Annotated in this window: 17 protein-coding genes, 1 tRNA gene and 1 riboswitch; of the genes, 14 read left to right on the forward strand and 4 right to left on the reverse strand. The window is 39.2% G+C overall.

The window, feature by feature from the left end:
- Window positions 1-95 precede the first annotated feature (95 nt).
- Together NYE65_RS16940 and NYE65_RS16945 are read left to right on the forward strand one after the other, a co-directional pair.
- A complete protein-coding gene (locus NYE65_RS16940; protein WP_340861308.1) occupies window positions 96-4,199 on the forward strand; it encodes a non-ribosomal peptide synthetase family protein in 4,104 nt (1,367 codons plus the stop codon).
- A 24-nt stretch (window positions 4,200-4,223) separates the two neighbouring features.
- Window positions 4,224-5,474: an MFS transporter gene (locus tag NYE65_RS16945; protein ID WP_340861309.1), complete on the forward strand. Its 1,251-nt coding sequence runs from the start codon at window positions 4,224-4,226 to the stop codon at window positions 5,472-5,474.
- Window positions 5,475-5,879: 405 nt separating this feature from the next.
- On the opposite strand, the gene NYE65_RS16950 is transcribed toward NYE65_RS16945, so the two are convergent.
- Both NYE65_RS16950 and NYE65_RS16955 read right to left on the reverse strand, forming a co-directional pair.
- On the reverse strand, window positions 5,880-6,626 hold the full coding sequence (locus NYE65_RS16950) for a 4'-phosphopantetheinyl transferase family protein (protein WP_340861310.1): 747 nt from the start codon (window positions 6,624-6,626) through the stop codon (window positions 5,880-5,882).
- An 82-nt stretch (window positions 6,627-6,708) separates the two neighbouring features.
- Complete coding sequence (locus NYE65_RS16955) at window positions 6,709-8,031, reverse strand: alpha/beta hydrolase family protein (protein WP_328176200.1); 1,323 nt, start codon at window positions 8,029-8,031, stop codon at window positions 6,709-6,711.
- A gap of 334 nt (window positions 8,032-8,365) precedes the next feature.
- Window positions 8,366-8,531: riboswitch (M-box (ykoK) riboswitch) on the forward strand.
- Between the two features lie 268 nt (window positions 8,532-8,799).
- Between NYE65_RS16955 and mgtE the strand changes: the two genes are divergently transcribed.
- The 4 genes from mgtE (at window position 8,800) to NYE65_RS16975 (ending at window position 12,613) form a co-directional block, all read left to right on the forward strand.
- Complete coding sequence (mgtE, locus tag NYE65_RS16960) at window positions 8,800-10,158, forward strand: magnesium transporter (RefSeq protein ID WP_170956421.1); 1,359 nt, start codon at window positions 8,800-8,802, stop codon at window positions 10,156-10,158.
- 311 nt (window positions 10,159-10,469) lie between these two features.
- Window positions 10,470-11,498 carry an NADP-dependent oxidoreductase gene (locus tag NYE65_RS16965; RefSeq protein ID WP_328176199.1) on the forward strand — a complete coding sequence of 343 codons (1,029 nt, stop codon included), beginning with the start codon at window positions 10,470-10,472 and terminating at the stop codon, window positions 11,496-11,498.
- 436 nt (window positions 11,499-11,934) lie between these two features.
- Window positions 11,935-12,348, forward strand: coding sequence for a YbjN domain-containing protein (locus NYE65_RS16970; protein WP_053533892.1), 414 nt, complete (start codon window positions 11,935-11,937; stop codon window positions 12,346-12,348).
- A 191-nt stretch (window positions 12,349-12,539) separates the two neighbouring features.
- Window positions 12,540-12,613 (forward strand) — tRNA-Gly (locus NYE65_RS16975).
- A 1,154-nt stretch (window positions 12,614-13,767) separates the two neighbouring features.
- Here NYE65_RS16975 and NYE65_RS16980 read toward each other — a convergent pair.
- The gene (locus NYE65_RS16980; protein WP_057275618.1) at window positions 13,768-14,436 is read right to left on the reverse strand and encodes a B3/B4 domain-containing protein; all 669 of its coding nucleotides are present in this window, start codon (window positions 14,434-14,436) and stop codon (window positions 13,768-13,770) included.
- Between the two features lie 105 nt (window positions 14,437-14,541).
- Between NYE65_RS16980 and queG the strand changes: the two genes are divergently transcribed.
- The 8 genes from queG (at window position 14,542) to NYE65_RS17020 (ending at window position 22,196) form a co-directional block, all read left to right on the forward strand.
- Entirely contained in the window at window positions 14,542-15,681 is a 1,140-nt protein-coding gene (queG, locus tag NYE65_RS16985; protein WP_096340264.1) for a tRNA epoxyqueuosine(34) reductase QueG, read from the forward strand.
- Between the two features lie 192 nt (window positions 15,682-15,873).
- Window positions 15,874-16,731 (forward strand): amidase domain-containing protein, encoded by an 858-nt coding sequence (locus NYE65_RS16990; protein ID WP_445670421.1) that lies wholly within the window; start codon window positions 15,874-15,876, stop codon window positions 16,729-16,731.
- A gap of 67 nt (window positions 16,732-16,798) precedes the next feature.
- The gene (gene trmL / locus NYE65_RS16995) at window positions 16,799-17,287 is read left to right on the forward strand and encodes a tRNA (uridine(34)/cytosine(34)/5-carboxymethylaminomethyluridine(34)-2'-O)-methyltransferase TrmL (RefSeq protein WP_034315177.1); all 489 of its coding nucleotides are present in this window, start codon (window positions 16,799-16,801) and stop codon (window positions 17,285-17,287) included.
- Between the two features lie 76 nt (window positions 17,288-17,363).
- Window positions 17,364-18,113, forward strand: a complete 750-nt coding sequence (nfsA, locus tag NYE65_RS17000) for an oxygen-insensitive NADPH nitroreductase (protein ID WP_063577254.1) — start codon at window positions 17,364-17,366, stop codon at window positions 18,111-18,113.
- 281 nt (window positions 18,114-18,394) lie between these two features.
- Entirely contained in the window at window positions 18,395-19,243 is an 849-nt protein-coding gene (locus NYE65_RS17005) for an ABC transporter ATP-binding protein (RefSeq protein WP_340861312.1), read from the forward strand.
- Window positions 19,194-20,114 carry an iron-hydroxamate ABC transporter substrate-binding protein gene (locus NYE65_RS17010; protein WP_340861313.1) on the forward strand — a complete coding sequence of 307 codons (921 nt, stop codon included), beginning with the start codon at window positions 19,194-19,196 and terminating at the stop codon, window positions 20,112-20,114. The genes NYE65_RS17005 and NYE65_RS17010 overlap by 50 nt, the downstream gene beginning before the upstream one ends.
- A gap of 67 nt (window positions 20,115-20,181) precedes the next feature.
- On the forward strand, window positions 20,182-21,192 hold the full coding sequence (locus tag NYE65_RS17015) for a FecCD family ABC transporter permease (RefSeq protein WP_063577251.1): 1,011 nt from the start codon (window positions 20,182-20,184) through the stop codon (window positions 21,190-21,192).
- Window positions 21,189-22,196, forward strand: a complete 1,008-nt coding sequence (locus NYE65_RS17020) for a FecCD family ABC transporter permease (RefSeq protein ID WP_340861314.1) — start codon at window positions 21,189-21,191, stop codon at window positions 22,194-22,196. The genes NYE65_RS17015 and NYE65_RS17020 overlap by 4 nt, the downstream gene beginning before the upstream one ends.
- An 82-nt stretch (window positions 22,197-22,278) precedes the next feature.
- Here the strand turns inward: NYE65_RS17020 and NYE65_RS17025 are convergent, their stop codons facing one another.
- Complete coding sequence (locus tag NYE65_RS17025; protein WP_034315164.1) at window positions 22,279-23,226, reverse strand: response regulator; 948 nt, start codon at window positions 23,224-23,226, stop codon at window positions 22,279-22,281.
- Window positions 23,227-23,229 lie beyond the last annotated feature (3 nt).

Consider the following 23,229-nt stretch of genomic DNA (forward strand, 5'->3'; position numbering starts at 1 on the left):
AGGTTTGTTTCCTCTAATAGTTTTGAATTTTATAATACATACTAAGTTGCCCAAAGGAGGACAGCGTTATTGATTTTCCAATACGCTAAATTATTATGAATAATAGGTTTCTTCAAAATGCTTTTGAACTTATGGTAACTATATATCCCAATAACATTGCAATAAAAGATAAAGATATGGTTATAACATATAAGGAATTGGATACTTGGGCAAATGCTCTCGCCCATTTGCTTGCAAAAAAGGGTATTAACGAAGGAGACCGGGTCGCCATTGCAGCAGAAAGATCCATTTCATTAATAGCTGCCATGCTTGCAACGCTAAAAGCGGGTGCTGCTTACGTACCACTTGACCCTTCTTATCCATTAGACAGACTGAGATATTGTATTGAAAAAGCAGAAGTCAATGTATTAATGACTGACGGTTCCGTTAAGGATTTAGCCTTTAATCGGAATTCAATAGATTTAAGAGAGCATTCTAAAATTAGGGCGGAAGATCCTCCAATGGTTCTGATTAATAATGAAACACCTGCCTATATTATTTTCACATCGGGCTCTACAGGACGACCAAAAGGTGTAGTTATTCCGCATCGTGCCATTGTCAATCATATGCAATGGATGCAAAAAGAATTTTCTTGGACTGAAGATGATGTATTTTTACAAAAAACTGCATCGGGATTCGATGCTTCTGTTTGGGAGATATTTGGACCACTATCGTCTGGTGGTACTATGATTATCGGTTCATCCAACCCATTTGATATTGCAACTGATATCAAAAGGCATAAAGTAACAGTTGTACAGTTTGTACCAACTGTACTTAAATTACTGTCAGAACAGGAATCATTATCCAATTTTACATCCTTGCGCCTATTGTTTTGCGGTGGTGAGTCATTGCAAACATCATTAGTAAATAAAATCCAAACGAATTTACCAATACCGATTATAAATCTATATGGTCCTACTGAAGCAGCTATTGATACTACTTATAGAGTTTGTTTGCCAGGTGAAAATCACCTTTTTAGAGAAATCGATTTGGGACAGCCAATCGATAATGCTTCAGTACATGTTGTGGATGAAGAGTTGAATTTATTAGGTACTGGATGCGAAGGGGAACTACTGATTTCCGGTGAGGGTCTAGCCTTGGGTTATTTTGGTCTTCCCGATGCTACAAAAGAAAAGTTTGTTATATGTCCTTCTACAGGCCAATTGTCTTACCTCTCTGGAGATCTTGTTCATATTAGAGAAGATGGTCATTACGAATTTCGAGGTCGTAAAGATTTACAAATAAAGTTAAGAGGACTTCGTATTGAACTTGGTGAAATTGAAGAAACCATACGAGAAGTATCTTTCGTTAAAGACATAGTTGTAGAGGTTCGTGAAGAAGTCGAAGAACAATGGCTTGTAGCTTATATACGTTGTGATACTGAGTCTTGGGATGAGATTGGATTGAGAAGCTATATTGAAAAACGTTTGCCTTCCTATATGATTCCTAATTTTTTTGTCCAGATGGATCGTTTCCCTTATTTAGAGAATGGGAAAATGAATCGACGGCAATTATCTTTAGTACCTTTTAGAAGTAATAATGATTTTGGCGGAATTCATGATAAATGGGAGCAAGTCATTGCGAATATTTGGGAAGATGTCTTAGGAGAAAAAGTTCATTCTGCTACAACTGCATTTGCCTCAGCGGGAGGGCATTCTTTACTGGCAATTCGACTCGCAAACCTTCTTTCCGCTGAGTTTCAACTTTCGTTAACACATGGATTTGTCTTCTTGTATCCAACAATTCGAAAACAAGCAGATTATCTGAAAAAGAATATTTCAAAGAATGGCAAGAATACAGTAGAACCTAAGAAATTGGAAAAGATAAACCAAAAATTTGATGCTAATCTTGAAGCTCCATTATCGTTGGGACAACAGGGAATACTATTCTTTGAACAAGAAAAAGGAGCATCTCAATATCATATAGCGTTTCTGTTAAACTTTGAAAAAGGTAAAACTACAAAAATAAAAAAAGCAATTTCCTATTTACGAAGAAGACATCCGATTTTATCATCACGAATTATATTAACTAACAATGGTGAATATATACAGAAATATGACAGTACGCTGAATTCTGAAATAAGTGAACGTTCAGTTGAGGAAACGGGCTTAAGAGAAGAAATTCAAACTGAAACAGAAAGGAAGTTTGAATTAAATAAGGGAGGATTTCGTGCCTCATTATTTAGTACCGATAAGGCGGAATATTTATTATTAACTTTCCATCATCTAATAGTTGATGGTTGGTCATCTCAGTTATTTGTAGATGAGTTGCATGAACTTATTGGAACCGATCTAGTGGAAAATACGGAAATGAATGCTGCATTCTTCCAATTTGCACATCATCAAAACTCAATGGATTTTAGTGAGGGTCTTAAATTTTGGAAGGAGTACCTAGAACAGATTCCAAATCAATCAAGATTCTCAACAAGTATGATGAAGGGGAGTACCCAAACAATAAATGGTAATCATATAAAGTTTTCGCTGCCAAAAGAACTAGAGCAAAAGATACTTTCTTTTTGTCAGAATACATCAATTACAGAATTCTCCATTCATTTAGCAATGGCAGCTTATGTCCTTGCCAGAATGAGTGGTCAACGGGATATTTGCATGGGGGTACCAGTAGCAAATAGAACCCACGAACAGGATTTTGAAGCGATTGGGAATTATGTTAATGTTGTTCCGTTTAGAATAAACTTTACTGAGGATGCTACATTAAAAAGTATTTCCGAAAAAATTGCACAGGATTATGCCGAGATAATAAAGTACGAGCATATTCCCATTGAAAAAATTATTCCTGCTGTTCTGAAGAGTAGAAATAGTGACTATCGGCCACTATTTCAAGTTATGTTTGTATATAATAGATTTTTGAAAAAACAACCCTATACTCAATTTAAGATGGAATCGGTTTTAAGTGATACTTCCAAATGCGATCTTAGTTTCATCATAGAGCATGATGGAGAGAATTCAACATTCACAATAGAATACTGTAACGATTTGTTTACGGATCATGTAATCTCGGAAGTGAAGCAAGAATGGATCTCTCAAATGCAAAGAATAGCTGATGAAACCACTAAATTTGAAATCCAGGAAAATAGTATTGAAGCTACAACATTGAAAAATGACAAAAACTATCATGCGGATAAAGAAACATTAATGAAAGTTCAGAACATATGGAAGGATATCTTCAGAAACTCAGACGACAATATAAATAGTAACTTTTTTGAAATAGGTGGCCATTCGTTATTGGCCATGAAATTTATTGCTCTACTAAATAAACAATTCGAGCTAACTTTGCCAGTATCTATTGTATTTGATTATCCCACTATACAAGGAATAGCTCATGTTATAACAAATTCCATTAAACCTAATGGCGTAGTACACGTCTCACCAGCTGAGAACCGTCAAAAAATATGGTTTATTCACCCAGCTGGCGGAGCACTTTGGTGTTATAAAGAAATGGCTGCGGAATTAAATGAAATGTTTGACGTCTGGGGAATTGAAAGTGCGGAGATTCCTGAAAGTGATAAATATGAAGATGATTTATTAAATATGGCTAAACGATATGCTTCTTATATTCTATCTGTTCAACATGAAGGGCCATATTATATTACGGGCTATTCGTTCGGTGGTAATGTGGCTTATGAAATAGCTCGTTCCTTTGAGGCTGAAGGAAGAGACGTTGGTTTATTAACATTATTAGACTGTCATTTCAGTAAAGCCCGTGATTTCGACAAAATGGAGTTTGTTAAATCATATGCATTAAAGTTTACAAATGGAGCTAATGATAAGTTTAATCCGGATGAGTTAACCCATATGGACAAAGGGGAACTATTGGAATTCCTTTTAAACTTAGGAAAAGATGGCGGTCATCTCCATATGGACGCGGAAGTTGAGGATGTTAAGAGCGGCTTGGGAATTTGGGAAGCAAATAATGTCGCTATTCATCGTTACAATATATCAGGAGCTTTTTATGGAAAAGTTCTGTTTATACGAGCTGAAGAAAATGAGCAGGATACCACTGTGGGTTGGGAAAATTACTTGGCTGGGGAACTAACAGTGCGTTCAGTTCCAGCTCAACATTTTACGATCTATAAATCTCCAAATGCTGAAAATGTTGCTAAGATTATTATGGAGCAAGTTGCATCTATAAGGTATGTATAAATCTAAGGAAAAAGGGTTTTTAGTATGAAAAAAAATCATATGCGTTGGAGATTTTTTGCTGAGGGTATTCAAAACACTTTATTTTATATGCTATTTCCATTTATTGTTTTATATTTAAACGATGCCTGGAACCCTTACCTAGCATCTTTTGCTTTAGCCATAATTTCAGTATTGGGTGTAATATCAGGTATTTGGGGTGGGATCTTTGCAGATAGGATAGGAAGAAAACCTATGATGATATCTTCAAGTATAGGTTTTCTGGTTGCGACTATATTATTTATCATTGGAAGAATAGCTGGAAGCAATATAATGGTGTTTGGCAGCTTCGGTTTAATGAGTATAGCTTATTCTTCATATATACCTGCAGGAAGAGCTTATATATCTGATTGGCTCGATGAAAAGGAACAAAAAAAAGCTTATGTATTCACCTACCAGATATTTAATGTTGCGGTGACGCTTGGTCCACTTATAGGAAGTTTTATATTTGATTCCATGCCTATTTGGTTTATCGGAACATCCTTGGTATCTGTACTGACTTTAGTATATATATCACTATGGAAAACTCCGGAATTTCAGGTTAATAGAAAATTAGGTAATGAAGAAGGAATGAATGCAAATGGTAAGTTTACAAAAGCAGTAGTGCTTATAGGAAAAGATAAACGTCTTTTAATTTTTGTTGTTGCCAGTGTATTTGCAGCTCAAGCTTTCATGCAGTTAGAAATATTGCTTCCGTCAACTTTACTAGATCGTTTATCTGAAAGTACATCAATATTCGGTTTTACAATTAATGCTTCTCAAAACTATGCTTCTTTGTTAATGACGAATGGGATTTTGGTCATTATTTTAGGCAGCATGGCGGCTAGACTTTCTTCAAAGTATAGCACCCGTTTTGGGTTTGTAGGTTCCAGTATTTTGTATGCTTTCTCCATGGTTATCTTTGGTTTTTCTCAAAACTATATAGGTTTTTTTATAGGAGTCTTAATCCTTACAGTAGCTGAATTACTTGTTGTTAGTACACAGGATTCTTACATTGCTGGCATTGCGCCTGCTAACCAAAAAGCACAGTACTTTGCTGCGGCAAATATACGCTATTCAATAAGTCGAATATTTGCTCCACAGTTACTAGCATTTGTACCATTAATTCGGCATGAGGGAGCTTTTCTGGTCGCTGCTTTTTCTTCCTTAATAAGCGCTTTCCTATTTTTCATGCTCTTTCAAAAAAGTATATTAGCTTATAATTCAAAAGTTGGACAGAGTATATCGGAGAAAATATAAAAAAAGGCAGAAATATTCTGCCTTCGGAATGTAGACAAACTCGATGAAATTTGAGTTGTCTACATTTTTTTCGGTTGCCATTTTGAACATTGATTTCCACTCCAGGCACTCGCTTTTCCCGCAGGCGTCTCGCACCTTACCTTCCACTCAACATTGTTTTACCATTTAGATAGAATTGCCTAAAGTCTTCATTTTTTAAAAATAGAATGAATAAAGCTTGAGGTGATGACGATGCTTTTTTATTATGATTTCATTCAGCGAGGCGTAAAAAAATTGAAGAAGTTGAAAACAAATAGGGCTTACCGTTTGTTCTTAGGCAATGGTTTCCATGATAGTGCCTTTTCTCAGCTTCAGGGAAAATCATGAACGACGCTTTAAAACTTCTATATAGTAATATAAAGTTATTTAAAGTGTTTTCAACTCATTCATTAAACTATTCAATTCTATAATATCGATATTATCAGGGAATTCGAAATGATTTTCATTTCCGTTATTAATACAAACACTTATGGGATACCCAGGTCCAAGATGATACAACTTAAAACGATAGTCATACGTATTTCCAATTTTTAAACCTAGTGATTTTATTTTTGAAAATTCCTCAGTTGGTATTTCTAAATTATAACGATTCCTTCTATTCAAGATTGAAAAAGTATTTGGGGGAACCAAAAAACCTGAACCTATACATTTTAACCAGCTTTCCTTCAGCGTCCACATTTTAAAGAAAATTTCGATTTGATTAGCTTTGGATGATTTAATTAAATACATTAGTTCTTCACTTCTAAAAGTACTATTAGCAATTTCATAGATGTTGAAATCTTTGACCTCTTCTATATCAACGCCTATGGGATCATTATGAATGCCAACAACAACCCAATCACCTGAATGGGAAATATTAAAGTGAATTCTTCCTCCTGCTAGATGGGGTTTCCCATTTTCACCTAAGACAAATTGGATATTTTGAAACGGATCTTTTAAACTGTCACTTATGAACCACTTAGCTAATAGCTCCCCAAATAAAGAACGGTATTTATCCTTTACCTTTTGTAATTTGTGTATGCTAAATTGTCTTTGTCGAGAACACAAATTGAGCATTTCTTCATAAGTATTTTCATTCAAATCAATTGGTAATTTTAAAGCGATAATTTTCAATTTTGATCTCCTTATTTACCTTAATATTGTAGGCACAAGAATCATTTGAGTGATCTTTGCAAACCCGGGGGAGACACAATTCTCAATTTCGGGTGATGTCATTTTTATTTAAAAATTCAATGATTCCACTCACCAATCCAGAGGATAATGGCAGTTCAGGATTTGTATAGGTTGCTAAATTTCCTGCTCGATCTGCAGGGGCTTCTTTCAATACATGATTCATCTTTTCGATTATAAGTAATTCTGAATCGCCTTTTTCCTCATGTAACGCTTTTGCATTAGTTGCCGGCACTTGAATGTCTCTATTGCCGTTTACGATTAGAACAGGGATATTCAGTTCCTTTACTGATTCTAGCGGGTTATATTGAATCCAAGAAATCATGTATGGCTGAACAGAGGGGCGGAATACACTTTGCAGATCAGCACTGACAGTCTCGACTTGTTTTCCTTGTTTTAGCTTTGCCAGTATATCTTTGGATTCCGTTAATAACGCCGGTGTAAGCTGCTCTTCAAGCTGTTTGATGAGAACTTGGTCAATAGGTTCGCCTGCACCCGCCAATGAAATGAATATGTCTGTTTCTGTTTTCTTTGCGGCTGCCATTCCAATTAACGAGCCTTCGCTATGGCCGATGATGCCGACTTTGGAAAAACGGCCATCCTTTTTGGCAAATTGGACCCAGGCAGCTGCATCATCAATATACTGTTCAAATCTCAGGTTCTCTTCTTTTCCTGCCAATTTCATATTTTCACCAATTCCGCGCTTATCATATCTGATGCTTGCAATCCCTTTTTCAGCAAGACTTTCGGCTAACATTTTCAAACTATTATTTTTTCCGGGATTTGCAATGGTGTTACCATCTTTATCGGTCGGCCCGGAACCCGCAATTATAATCATCACAGGAAAAGGCCCTTCATGTTTTGGTGTTTCTAAAAGGCCTTTAATGGTTCCGTTCTTTAAGTCGGCCTGCACGATTTCACCTGATTCTTTTTCTTCAACTGCCTGATCGGATTTCTTGAGCAATTCAAAGGGGAAGGCTTGCCCTTGTTGAACGAATGTTCCTGAAATCTTATCCTGATTTACTTTCCCATCAAACGTAATTTGCTGATTTTGGATTTTCATATCAAAAAACAAGTCTGATTCACTTAACCTTACACTTGTTAAGGGGAATTCGTTCAACCCTTGTACAGGAATACTTATCGTTCCATCTTTCTTCGTAAAATGAACAATGATTGGAAGCGGTTGATTTGGGATCTTAATATCTCCTTCCCATCTGCCTTCAATAGCATTCAATGAGCTCACTTCCTTCGATTTCTCTTCCACCTGTACCTCGTCCTTGGTTCTGCAACCTGCCATTAATAAAGCAGCACTTACGATAATACATATAATCGACAAAATTTTTTTCATTTGAGCCAGTTCCTTTCTTAAAATAATTAGACTCAGTCATTGGATATCCGTCTTCATTATAAGTAAGTTTCAATATGTAATTCCAATATTTTCCCTTGTAGTTGCATGTATTTCTCCGTTGTATCCTTTTAATTAGGGTGGCAATTGTGGCTATTAAGAGGGAATTCTTAAAAAATATCAAAGGGACATTCAATCAGGCATAATAACCTGAAGAGCAAAAGTCGGTGTTTTTTTCAGGTAACTTTTTTGGGGATGGATATCAGGTCAAATTTAGAATTATTTGAATTAACCATTGACATCTAAATGAAACTCTTTTAGAGTGGATGTGTAAATTAAATATCCTCGTTAGGTGAGGCTCCTGTGTAGGAGATACGCTACTGCCCAAAAATGTCGAAAGACGCCAATGGGTCAACAGAAACCATCGACATAAGGTGGTTTTTAATGTAGCTGGCTTTGTCCTATGCCACACAGTGCTAAAGCTCTACGAATGGAGGAACTGGATTTATGCTTGTATTTGTCATTCAGTCATATACGGCTGTTTGTATTTGTCATCCAGACAATGTACGCATATATACCGTATTTAACACCTTCATTTGTAATGGAGGTGTTTTTATTTTTTTCCTGGAGGTGAGGGATTTGGATAACTATTCACGACGACATACTCGTGAATGGAAACAAGATTTTGGAAGGGGAATAATAATATTTTTTTTACTTTTAATATTTAAGGGAAATATTTTTTGGCTCCCCTAAAAAGGAGTGAGAGACAGGATGATAAAAGTCCTGACGGAAGATCAAATGACTTTACAGATCATAAAGGTATTAAAAGAAGGAAAAAAGAAAGAATTTCAAGCGATATTGGATGAACTCCAACCATATGACATTGCGCGTATTTTTGAGGGGCTCCCAGAAAAACATCATACACGCTTCTTGTTGTTACTCGATTCAGAACAAATCGCTGAACTGATTCAAGAAGTTGAGAAAGTCCATCAATTAAAAATCCTTAGTAAATTGGGAATAGAAAAATCCGGCCATGTAATGGATTTAATGGATAATGATGATCTAGCTTCATTGTTAGAGGACCTATCCCCTGGAAAAATCGAAGAACTTCTTTCTGGCATGAAACAAGAAGAATCAAAAATCGTTCAAAATATCATGAATTATCCCCCTGAAACGGCAGGGAGAATCATGACAAACCGTTTTGTATGGATCCCCCAACATTATTCGGTGCGTGAATCAGTTGAAAAACTGAAAATCTTTGCGGAGTTTTCGGAAACGATCAACTATCTTTATGTAATAGATAATGATAAAAAATTAGTAGGTGTTGTCTCATATCGGGATTTAATAATAAATGATGAATCTGAAAAAATTCAAGATATTATGTACAGCCGGGTTATCTCCGTATCTGCAGATGAAGACCAAGAAGAGGTGGCTCGTGTTATCGAGCGGTATGATTTTTTAGCAATTCCAGTAGTTGAAAAAAATAATGAGTTATTAGGAATTGTAACCGTCGATGATATTATTGATGTTGTCATTAAGGAAGCGAATGAAGATATTGAAAAATTATCGGCATCCGGTAAAGCTATAGACTTTGACACGAAGGCGCATGTGGCCGCATATCGTCGGCTGCCCTGGCTTATTTTACTTTTATTCATCGGATTAGTGTCCGGAACCATTATAAGCGGTTTTGAAGAAACCTTGTCCAAAGTTGTTGCACTTGCCTTCTTTATGCCGATGATCGCAGGGATGACTGGAAATACAGGCACTCAATCTTTAGCTGTTGTTGTAAGAGGCCTAATCACTAGTGATACGGATAAAGGAGTCGTGACCAGGCTCATTATACGGGAACTGAAAGTTGGCTTGATAATAGGCATCACCTGCGGAATATTAATTTCCATCATAGCTTATGTTTGGCAGGGAAATCCCGTTTTGGGATTAGTGGTTGGAAGTTCATTGGTGATGACCCTGATTATCGGGACTTTAGCTGGGACCATTATTCCTTTGATATTATATAAATTCAACATCGATCCCGCAGTTGCGTCTGGTCCGCTAATTACAACACTGAATGATATACTCTCGTTACTAATTTACTTTGGAATTGCAACGATGTTCATTTCAAAATTGATGTAGACTATCCATGAATTAGTTCATAAGAAGAAGGGGCAGTAGCCCTGTAACGGAAAATAAAAAAAGAGTATTTCAAGCTACGGCCTTTTCCCGGTATCCAATCGGGGAAAGGCCGTTAAATTTTTCTGGTGAGCGAAACGTTTATTAAAATGAAAAACATGGGACATAATAGGCTGTAGCAAGTTTGAGGTTTCTGGAAAGGATACATAAATAGTGTTATGGAAGCAATAGCCAATCATATTCTTTGACCTATGAACTTCATCAGTGATACGCTTCTTTTCGAAATTACGTATTCAAACCAAGGAGGAACAATGATGGCACAAACCAAACAACAAATAATCACCCTGGCAAATCGCCCGAAAGGTATGCCTTCGAAAGGGGATTTTAACTTTGTTGAGAGTGAAGTTCCCACACCGAAGGATAATGAGATTTTAGTACGTACACTATATTTATCTGTCGATCCATACATGCGTGGCAGAATGCAAGATACCAAATCATATATAGCTCCATTTGAATTGAATAAGGTCATCACGGGGGGCGTTGTTGCTGAAGTTGTTGAGTCGAAATCGAATTCCTTCAAACAAGGGGATGTCGTTGTTGGGAATATCGACTGGGCAGAATACACAGTTGTCACTGAAAAGGAAATCCGTGTGATTGATCCCAAGGTGGCTCCGGTCACAACTCATTTGGGGATTCTTGGAATGACCGGTTTAACTGCTTATTTTGGTTTGCTTGATATTGGTAAACCTCAAGAAGGAGAAACGGTGGTTGTTTCAGGAGCAGCTGGAGCAGTTGGTTCAGTAGTCGGACAAATTGCTAAGATTAAAGGTGCGAAGGTTGTTGGCATCGCTGGTTCGGATGAAAAACTTGAGTACTTAACGAAAGAGCTCGGGTTTGATGGAGCCGTAAATTATAAAAGTGATAGTTTTGCGACAGATTTAGCCAATGCTGTTCCTGATGGAGTCGATGTTTATTTCGATAATGTGGGCGGCGAGGTGTCCGATGCTGTTTTTACACTTTTGAATGCGAATGCCCGAATTCCATTATGCGGGGCGATTTCCTCATATAACGCGGAAGGAAAAGATCTAGGACCGCGTCTGCAATCGGCAATGATCAAAACCAGTGCACTAATGAAAGGTTTCACAGTTGGAAATTATGCTGCTAGATTCCAGGAGGGTGCTACGGAATTAGGTAAGTGGCTTCAAGAAGGAAAGCTGAAGTATGAAGAAACGATTATTGAAGGGTTCGAAAACACACCGGATGCATTTTTAGGTCTGTTTAAAGGAACGAACCTTGGAAAACAGCTTGTGAAAGTTGCGGAACCCGAATTCGCTCAACTATAAGTTTTATGGAAATATAGCTGAGGAAGGTTCTTCGTTGTGATTTTTAAGCAGCTATAACAAAAGCGGCCTTTTTTCGATATTCAATCGGGAAAAGGCCGTTTTCCTTTCAAGTAAAATATATTAGTGGCATCTCTTAAACCATTTGAAGGATAAGCCATCGATAGCGGCAGATAAAGGTCGACCACTTACGAATAAAGAAGTTCCTGACATGGAAGGATACTCAAAAATCCGCCAGGTAATTTTGGACCTGCAAGTAGCGCTTCAGTTTTGCGGAGAAGCAACTGGATAATCAATCCAGGAAGGGAGTTCATATATGACTCCCTTCCTTTTAAGGTCGCCCCTGTTAATAGGAGGAAATTGGCAGGATAATAGAAAAGTCTGTAAAAATGCTTGTTTTCATTATAAAATGGACTTATAAACAGAAAGGTGATGAACCATGTCAAACGTTGCTAAATTTCGTGATTTTTTAACTAGTGAGAAAATCTATATGAATGAGTTGAATGAAGATGGCACCACCTTTTTTAGAGCCGAGCAAAAGTTAAAGGACGGGTGGAAGGTCCTTTTAGTATTTGCTTTCAATCAAGATGAAAATGTGGCGGACTTATTTTGCTTTAATGTCGCCGAGTTGAAGAACCCCGAAAAGAAACAGGATGTACATACACTGTTGAATGAATTTAATGCTAATTTCAGGTATTCCAAGCTGTATGAAGAAAATGGGACCATTTCGATTCGTTATTCATACTCTATTGAGGGGGATATCGTACCGGATCTGGCGTTCAGGAAGTTAATCATGCTGCTAGAAACGGCACAGCAGGTTTATCCGCGTTTAATGGAAGTCATTTGGTCTTAAATCATCATATAGGATGAAAAAAGTTCTCTGAATCAGAGGACTTTTTAACATACTTACTAGAGTGAATGAATATATTAACGTTACAATACGCTAATTATTAATTTTTTTTAAAAAAACTATTGCATTTTTTCACATTAAACTATATAATTAATTTTGTTGATTGGTAATTCGACAAACTTCTACAAGAATATGCGGGTGTAGTTTAGTGGTAAAACCTCAGCCTTCCAAGCTGATGATGAGGGTTCGATTCCCTTCACCCGCTCCAATACATACTCATAACGTAGGGTTTCGTTACCTGGAGAACGAAGCTTTGCGTTTAAATATTATTACAAGAATTCTACTGTTTACAGTGGGATTTTTTTATTGTCCAAATTCCCTGCATTTCATCGAAGCGGTAATACAGTAGTCATACCCGAAAAAATTTTGATTAATCCTTCATCCGGGAGTGTGGGGATTTCGATGCAGCACAAACTTAGTCAATATGTTTAACTACGTTAGTAGAATCAGTTTGAATAAGTTTGTGCTTTTTTTGTTAAAGGGGAAGAGAAAGGCGTACCAGGCTTATGTAGCATCGATGATTATCAATCGAAAGGCAGAAAGTAACCATTGCAAATCGGCTGCCGGGACCCTGGAGACGTTTGCTTTGATGAGGCTCGCAGACAGTCGGAGGGAAGGGAATGAATTTCTGGGGTAAAACGGAAAGTGTTTTTGAGGGTTAACAAATCTGATCGTTGATTTCCACTACAGGCACTCGCTTTCCGCGGGCGGTCCGGGAGCCTCCTTGGCTCTCGCCTTCGGTGTCTCCCTTGGCCCCGCTTTTCCCGCAGGAGTCTCGTACCTTACGTTCCAATCAACTGGAACGTTCTTATAAATAAAAACCGAAGGCTAGACTCATCTCGAACAAAGTTTAAGACGAGGTGATCCTTGAGGTTTTTTTACAGTAACCCATAAAGGATGTAAAAAATTTGCGACACTCTTGCCGATGAATTGGCTAGCCGAGATCCTGGAGGTGTTTACGTCAAGGAGGCTCGGCAGACAGTCGGTGGAAAGGGAGCGGATTTCTGGAATCGACTGGAATGAAATATTAAGAAAAAAACCTTAGGCTGGGCATCTCGAACCAAGTTTACGATGTGATCCTTGAGTTTTTTTACAATAATCCTTAAAGGATGGAAGAAATATGCGACACTCCTGCCGAGTAACTGGCTAGCCGAGACCCCGGAGACGTTTACGTCGAGGAGGCTTGGCAGACTGTCGGCGGAAAGGAAGCGGATTTCTGGAATCGACTAAAAGAAAATTTTAAGAACCTTTTTCAGGGTATGGATCGATCGGTTAAATAAAAAAATACCGCGGACTGGTTTTATTAAGTGGAACAATAATGAAAAAACCCCTTCCGATTGTGGAAAGGGATTATTTCCGTAATTATCCTTCCATAATCGAGTAAGTCCCTTCACCACCGTGGATTTCAAGGAACATGTCCATCAAGGATTTCGTTAGCTGATTTGCTTCCGTGGTTGAAGTATTGGGTTGTAAATAAATGATTTGGATGGCTTTTTTCGTTTCCTCAGTGACTTTCGTGCGTTCTGAATCAACGTAGGGACTTCCGAATGCGCCAGCATGATCGGCTGATGTAATCATATTTTCCATGGAATTGAAGCGGCCGTTCAAACCGTCATACCCATCTGCCCCCTCGCCAATCTTAATCGAGATGTCTCCCGTTAATTTTTCAGCATCATAAATGCCGATCGGAACTTCATATAACAGTGAGAAGAAGTTATTCAAATCGATGGCCGAATGGATGGGCGTCAAGTAATTCTGTTTTTTCACGCGGCGGTATAGGGCTTCCACGGAGGGACGATACCGTGACGGGTTTGTTCCTGTAGCCTTGAAAATTTCCCGCCACACTTTAATGCCGGAAAAGTCGGTCAATTCCTTTTCTTCAAGGTCGAAGAAAAGAGCTTCCTGAAATAGTTGAAGTCTTCCTTTCACCATTTGCGGGGAGGGACCGACTTCGATGTTTTCATATGTAATGACCCCGACTTTAAATTCAGGGATTTTACTGCTAAGATTAGCTGATACGGTAATTTCCAACCGTTTCACCTCCAAAAATGATTGCAATTAGTTTATCATAGATAGCAATGGTTTGAAATGGATTCAAGCTTCAATGGGAATACTGAATGAACGTAGGTGATTAATATGGATATGAACTCATTCAAGCAAGAAGTGATTTTATATAGTAAGGAAATCGGCATCGATAAAATCGGCTTTACTTCGGCTACGGCTTTCACCGAACTGAAAGGTCGGCTGATACGTCAACAGGAACTGGATTACCAGTCAGGGTTTGAAGAAGCCGATATAGAAAAAAGGGTAAGGCCTGAATTGATATTCGATAAACCGCAATCCATCATTTCGATTGCGCTTGCTTATCCTTCGAAATTGAAGGATGCTCCGCAAAGTACAAAAAGTGAACGCCGCGGGATCTTTTGCCGGGCGTCTTGGGGAACGGATTATCATACCGTTCTCCGTAATAAATTGCAGTTACTTGAGAATTTCATTAAAGATAAAGTGCCAGGGGCAATGATGAAGTCCATGGTTGATACGGGTGAGTTATCAGATAGGGCAGTGGCTGAGCGTGCAGGTATTGGCTGGAGTGCAAAAAACAGTATGATCATCACACCGGAGTTCGGGTCTTATGTATACTTGGGAGATATGATCACCAACCTGCCGTTTGAACCGGATCAACCGATGGAAGATCAATGCGGGACATGCAATAAATGTGTCGATGTTTGCCCGACTGGAGCGCTCGTTCAGGGCGGGCAGCTAAATTCCAAGCGTTGCATTGCGTTCTTGACACAGACAAAAGGTTTCCTTCCGGATGAGTTCAGGACGAAAATAGGCAATCGTTTGTATGGATGTGATACATGCCAGACCGTTTGTCCGAAAAACAAAGGAATGGATTTTCATTTTCATGAAGAGATGGAACCCGATCCCGAGCTGGCTAAACCGCTGTTAAAACCCCTGCTTACGATTTCAAATCGGGACTTCAAAGAGACATACGGCCATGTATCTGGCTCTTGGCGCGGTAAAAAGCCAATCCAACGAAATGCCATTTTAGCACTGGCCCATTTCAAAGATGAAACGGCATTGCCTCTATTGATACAGGTCATGAAGAATGATCCGCGACCCGTCATCAGGGGGACGGCGGCCTGGGCAGTTGGGAAAATTGGCCGGGAGCAGGCTGTTTCCGTATTGGAAGAAGCACGAATGAAGGAAAAGGATGAAGAGGTATTGGCGGAAATTGAGAAAGGACTGCAGTTTACCTTGGAAACAAAATAATATTTAAAATGCAGCCACCTCGTAAATATAACGGGGCGGCTTTTTGCTTAAGATATTTCGGATGCTACAAGGAAAATCTTTATAAAAAGTTTCATTATGGAGCATTGAAACTCCCACATTTATGAAGTTGTGTTTTTGTCCATGCCCTCGTACATACACATTAGCATAGATGGTAAGAAGGAGGGCATGAACTTGAGGGAACAATTGCAACGCCTTTTACAAGAAAGAGTGGAGTTTTATACTACAGATGATCTGGAACGGGGTGAAAGGAAGTTACATTTGAAGAAGAAAATGTTGAGGAACCGCGCCGCCGAAATTGTTCGGGTGAATGCGGCAGGCAAGGTACATTCGAAGAGAAAGGAAGACAGGGATACAGTCCTGACCTATCATGTCCATCTGCAATATTTATTAAAACAGGAAGATTCATTTTATATAGAAGAAGAAATGGAAGAAAGGGAGGCACGGTTTCGAAATGGGTATATAGTGGATGAAAATGAGTTGATTCCCAGGTTTGAAACCGAAGAGGCACCGCCAAAATGTGATCCAGGCGCAGATCGTCTCACATATAAGTATGATCGAATGAAGGCCGTTCAATATGCCGAGCGTTGGTGGAATGAATTCAATCCGGCTTATTATAAATTCACCGATGATTGTACGAATTACATTTCACAATGTTTACATGCAGGGGGAATACCGATGTGGGGGGCGCCAAATAAAAGTAAGGGCTGGTGGATAAGGGGGAAAAGCTGGAGTTATACATGGACGACAGCCCATTCTTTATATCATCTGCTTAAAGCCGGGAATGCCATCAGGACAAAGCAGGTGGAGTCGGCCAAGGAATTGAATTTGGGCGATATCCTCTGCATAGATTTCGAAGGGGACGGACGGTTTGACCATAACTTGATTGTAACGGTGAAGGATCAGGACGGGATGCCGCTTGTGAATGCACATACGATGAACAGCCGTCACCGATATTGGACGTATGAGGATTCAACAAGATATACACCGAACATCGTTTATAAATTCTTTGTGATTTTGGATGGAGGGTGATAGGTTTTTAGTCTTTTTTGTTTAATGCTATAATTAAGGTGAAGTTCAAACTAGAGGTGAAAATGAAGTGTCAATACATGTAGTTTTATATCAACCACAGATTCCAGCAAATACAGGAAATATCGCAAGAACATGTGCAGGGACGGATACGTCTTTACATCTCATTCGCCCGCTCGGTTTCTCGACGGATGACAAACAGCTCAAACGGGCCGGGCTCGATTACTGGGAGAATGTAAAGATCCATTATTATGATTCGTTAGAAGAGTTTTTTGAAAGAAACGCCGGCGGCGAATTTTATTACTTGACGAAATTTGGGGAGCAGCCGCATTCCAGCTTCGATTACAGTGATCAAGAAAGTGAGATATTCTTCATTTTTGGCCGTGAAACGACGGGTCTCCCGAAAGATCTGATCCAAGAAAATATGGATCGGTGCCTGCGGATTCCAATGACGGATAAAGTACGTTCCCTTAATCTGTCGAATACGGCAGCCATCTTGGTTTATGAAGCACTTAGACAGCAAAATTACCGGGAATTGGATTTAAAAACAAAAGGTTGAGTTTCATCAATACTGTCATCGGGGGCATTTCAGCCCCGATGATGGATACTTTACATATTCTTTAGGGGTGGGAGCATTGAATAACATTATTGAGAAGATTTTAGATCACCGTTCCATTCGTTCCTTTGAGGACAAGTTATTGTCTGGGGAGCAAATCAATACGATTGTGGAATGTGCCCAAGCTGCATCGACTTCAAGTTATATTCAAGCGTATTCAATCATAGGGGTAACCGACCCGGAAAAGAAAGCCAAGCTTGCCGAACTTGCCGGACCACAGTCATATGTAGAGAAGAATGGACATCTATTCGTCTTTTGCGCCGATTTATATCGTCAGGATATGGTTTCCGAAATGGAAAACACGGACCTGTCCGAATCGATTGAAAGTACCGAGAAATTCATGGTTGCCTGTATCGACGCGGCTCTAGCGGCCCAAAATGCAGCATTGGCGGCAGAATCGATGGATCTAGGCATTTGCTATATAGGCGGGATCCGCAATAATCTCCCAGAAGTGTCTGCGATTTTGAATATACCGCATCGTGTTATACCATTATTCGCTCTAGCGGTTGGATATCCGAAAAACCGCTCGGATAAAAAGCCGCGTTTGCCGTTGTCCAACATTTATCATGAAAATGGATATCAGGAGGATAAGCAAGAGTTCATCGGACAACTTGAAGAATATAATGAAACGATTTCCAGTTATTATGAGCTTCGGACTAAAGGTAAACGAAAAGACACATGGACCGGGCAAATGGCAGGAATGCTTGGAAAGAAAAGCAGGCTGTACATGAAAGATTATGTTGAGAAGCAAGGATTTAAGAAACATTGATTAATAAATACGGCCTATTAGGAATATTCTTGCCAAAGTCCTGAGTATGAGGAAAACAGTAAAGATCCCGGAAACGTCTCCGGGATCTTTACTGTTTTCATTGTCAGTCGGTAATACGGGCCGGCCCCAAAAATCCTGTCAGAAATTCTTCTTATATGACCATGAAATTACCATTGACAATATATTTAGATAGAATTATAGTAATTAAGTAGTGGATAATGATAATCATTTTCATTTGAGTTTTTACTTACCTATTTTTTTCAGTAAATGGAGGTTAAAAAATGGTTCGCCTATATACAGAGAATTTGAATATTGGTTATGGTGAACGTTTAATTGTAAAAGATCTCAGTGTGGAAATTCCAGATAAAAAAATCACAACGATCATCGGTTCAAATGGATGTGGGAAATCGACACTTTTGAAAGCGATCACCAGAATCATTCCAAATCAATCAGGTACGGTTGTTTTAGATGGGGTTAATATCTCAAAAGAAAGCACTAAGATCCTTGCAAGAAAAATGGCCATACTTCCGCAGACACCCGAGAGTGCAAGCGGATTGACGGTTGGGGAGCTCGTATCATATGGGCGCTTTCCCTATCAAAAAGGTTTTGGGCGCCTGACCCAAAAAGACTATGATGTGATTGATTGGGCACTTGAAGTGACCGGCACGAAAGACTTCAAGTTCCGTCCCGTGGATGCTCTTTCAGGAGGTCAGCGCCAGCGTGTTTGGATTGCGATGGCCCTTGCCCAGGAAACGGAAATCATCTTCCTTGATGAGCCGACCACCTATTTGGATATGGCCCATCAGCTGGAGGTTCTGGAATTATTACAAAGGCTGAATGTAGAACAGGGACGTACAATTGTCATGGTTCTTCATGATTTAAACCAAGCTGCTCGCTTTGCCGACTATATCATTGCCTTAAAGGACGGGGAAATAGTCAAAGCAGGAGATTGTGAAGAAGTCATCACTCATGAAGTTCTTAAGGAAGTATTCCATATTGATGCGGTAATCGGACGAGATCAACGAACGAACAAACCAATGTGCAGCACATACAACTTACTAAAAGGAGATTTGACAACAAATGAAAAAGATTATGTTTCCGTTTATACTGCTGTTAGTGTTAATTATTAGCGCTTGTGGTAACGAGTCAGCCGAAAAAGAAAAAAGCTCCGCTTCCAAAAAAGAAAAATCAGGTACCATCACGTATCAATCTGAAAATGGTCCTGTTAAAGTTCCCGCAGATCCTCAGCGTGTATTAGTACTATCATCTTTCGCAGGTAACGTAATGGCTTTGGATGTTAACCTTGTAGGGGTTGATTCCTGGTCTAAAATGAACCCGAATTTTAAAGAGTTAAAAGATGTGGAAGAAGTGACGGACGAAAACCTGGAAAAGATCATCGAGTTGAATCCGGATTTAATCATTGGTTTATCGACGATTAAAAATGTCGATAAATTAAAGGAAATTGCTCCAACCGTAACTTATACATACGGAAAAGTTGATTATTTAACACAACATGTAGAAATCGGTAAACTTTTGAATAAAGAAAAAGAAGCTCAAGCATGGGTGGATGATTTCAAAAAACGGGCAAAAACAACTGGTGATGAAATTAAAGCCAAAATTGGAGAAGATGCTACCGTTTCCGTTTTTGAAAAGTTTGACAAACAGTTCTATGTATACGGTGATAATTGGGGACGTGGAACGGAAATACTTTATCAAGAAATGAAATTGGGGATGCCTGAAAAGGTAAAAGAAGTGGCGCTGAAAGATGGTTACTTTGCCTTATCATTAGAAGTCCTTAAAGACTATGCCGGTGATTATGTGATTTTGAGCAATAACAAAGATCAGGACAATTCATTCCAACAAACTGACACGTTTAAAAACATACCTGCCGTTAAAAACAATAAACTATATGAAGCTGATGCAAAAAAATTCTACTTCAATGATCCAATCACATTAGATTACCAATTAGACTTCTTTTCCAAAAGTTTTCTTGGAAAATAATACAGCGAGGGAGAGGGATTCCAATTCCTCTCCTTTTATTCTATAAAAAAAGAGATGAGAGAGACAGATGACTAATGAAAATCAACGTTTCATCCCATTTATAAGTAAACTGATCATAGCGATCGTCGCCTTTATAGGCATGTTCATTATTTCAATGGCATTTGGTGCGGCTGATGTTACCGTTAAAGACGTCTGGCAAGCACTGACATCAAATGCTGTCGGTGAAAAGATTTCAATCATTCGGGAAATCCGCTTCCCTCGTGAAGTGGGGGCAATCTTTGTGGGTGCAGCCCTTGCCGTTTCTGGGGCCATCATGCAGGGTATGACCAGAAATCCACTTGCCGATCCCGGGTTGCTTGGATTGACGGCAGGAGCCAATGCAGGTCTTGCCATCACTTTGGCATTCATTCCAAATGCTAATAATTTAGGGATCATGATTGCGTGTTTTATAGGTTCCGCTGTCGGGGCAACCATGGTTTTCGGAATCGGTGCGATGAAAAAGGGAGGATTTTCCCCTTTGCGGATCGTATTGGCTGGAGCTGCAGTCTCTGCATTCCTATTTGCCGTTTCCCAAGGGGTCGGCATATATTTCAAGGTATCAAAAGATGTATCGATGTGGACAGCTGGCGGGAATATCGGAACTTCATGGGAACAGCTTCGTGTAATCGTTCCGTTCATTCTAATAGGCATCCTCATCTCCCTTATCTTTTCCAGACAGCTCACCATACTTAGTTTAAGTGAAGAAGTGGCCGTAGGCTTAGGGCAAAAGACAACACAGATAAAGGCGGTTCTCTTCGTGGTCATCATTCTCCTGGCAGGGGCTGCCGTTGCGCTTGTCGGAAATATGGTGTTCATCGGGTTAATGGTCCCACATATCGTTCGGGCTATCGTGGGTACGGATTATCGATTCATCCTCCCTATGTCTGCGATTTTGGGAGCCACCTTCATGCTGCTTGCCGATACGATCGGCCGTACGATCAATTCTCCATATGAAACACCTGTGGTAGCGGTTGTTGCGATGATAGGTTTACCTTTCTTCCTCCTAATCGTGCGTAAAGGAGGTAAAGCATTTTCATGATCCAGTCAGCTTTAGTCAAAAAACAGCGTTGGATAATAGGTGCATTGAGTGCACTCATCATCATTACGATCATTATAGGGACGTGTTCGGGATATTCCAATCTTTCTATAGGACGACTGTTTCCAACGCTCTTCGGGCAAGGGACGTTTAAAGAGGAATTCATATTATTTTCCGTCCGCTTACCGCGTATCATCATCACCCTTTTAGCAGGCATGGCCCTTGCACTGTCGGGAGCCATTCTACAAGGGATCACACGTAATGATTTAGCCGATCCCGGAATCATCGGGATCAACTCAGGAGCAGGTGTTGCCATTGCCGCATTCTTTCTGTTTTTCCCGCTTGACGCTGGTTCTTTTGTTTATATGGTTCCGCTTGTTGGTTTTATCGGAGCGTTACTGACGGCCTGTTTAATATATATCCTCTCATACAAGAGGAAGAGTGGACTTGAACCCGTCCGGTTAGTGTTGATCGGCGTAGGTTTTTCAATGGCGCTTTCAGGCCTGATGATTGTCCTCATTTCGTCAGCGGAACGAGCGAAGGTCGATTTCATCGCAAAATGGTTGGCAGGAAATATATGGGGCACGGATTGGCCTTTCATTTGGGCAATCATTCCATGGTTAATCTTCCTCATTCCATTCACCTTATATAAAGCAAATCGTTTGAATCTGCTTGGTTTAAGTGAACCGGTCGCAATTGGGGTCGGTGTATCGATTGAAAAGGAGCGGATCGTACTGCTGATCATGGCTGTGGCACTGGCAGCGGCTGCCGTTTCTGTTACAGGCGGAATTGCATTCATTGGACTTATGTCCCCGCATATAGCAAAATCCTTGGTAGGACCTCGAAATCAACTATTCATTCCGGTTGCCATTTTAATCGGTGGATGGCTATTGCTGCTTGCCGATACGATAGGCCGAAATATAATTGAACCCGAGGGGATTCCTGCAGGTATCATGGTTGCATTGATCGGTGCACCTTATTTCATGTATTTATTGTTGAAAAAATAAGATATTGTTAAAATCCCTTGAAATCATTCAGGGGATTTTATGTTTTTTGGTTCTTCCGTAATTTTTCGTATTTAATCATGTTTTATCTATATCTATTTATTTCATCAGGATTCAATCGTTTCGCTTCGAAATAAAATACTTGAATAAACTTTTTTGTATTTACCCGGGTAGGTGTAAGAACTATTTTTGAATCATTTTGAAGTTCTTTCATCTTTTGGCGAACGACTGTGAAATCAAAAAATTTGGAAGCGTAATTTTCAAACTTCGGATTCGAAAAATCCGTTAAACCTAGCGAAGCGAAATGATTTAACGAATGGTTAATCGTTCTGCGTATTCTCTGTTCGGCAGCTTTTATTTCCCGATTGATATCAACCGGCAAAGCTGCTGTTCCGAGCTTTTTTTTTGTGATTTCTACAAAGATTTCTTTAAGGGTGGGGAATTGCTTTCCAAAAGTAAAAGTCCGTTCATACATAAATAAATACTGAAGCATTTCCATTAAATCTTTTGCGCCATTTTCTCCAACGACCCCTAATTCCGATAAAAGGAATTCACCCACCTCTCTTATACTTTTTTCATTAAAACTATTGGAATTATCAACTTTTGGCTGTTCAAAGTTCAATACACTATTTAAAGAGGCTTGAATATTAGTGATCGATCTTTCTAAATGGATGCGTTCCATAACTTTTCGAATGACTGTCAATATCTCAATCCGATTGATTGGTTTAGTAATATAATAATCAATTCCGAGCGAGTAAGCCTCGCCAATCAACTCCTTGGATTCAACCTGCGAAATCATTATTATTTTCCCGTTAAATGTACTTTTTATATGACGAAGTGTCTCAATGCCATCCCGGATGGGCATTAATAAATCAATAAATAATATATCAATTTGTTTTAAATTCAAAATATGCCCTTCTAATAGACTGCCATCTTCCGCTTCCTCCACCACTTCACCTAAATCTTCGTTTTCTATAATTTGGCTTAAGTTTGAACGTATGGCACAATCATCATCTGTTATAAAAAAACGCATGGA

Source organism: Peribacillus sp. FSL R5-0717, assembly GCF_038002945.1.
Lineage (GTDB): Bacteria > Bacillota > Bacilli > Bacillales > DSM-1321 > Peribacillus > Peribacillus frigoritolerans.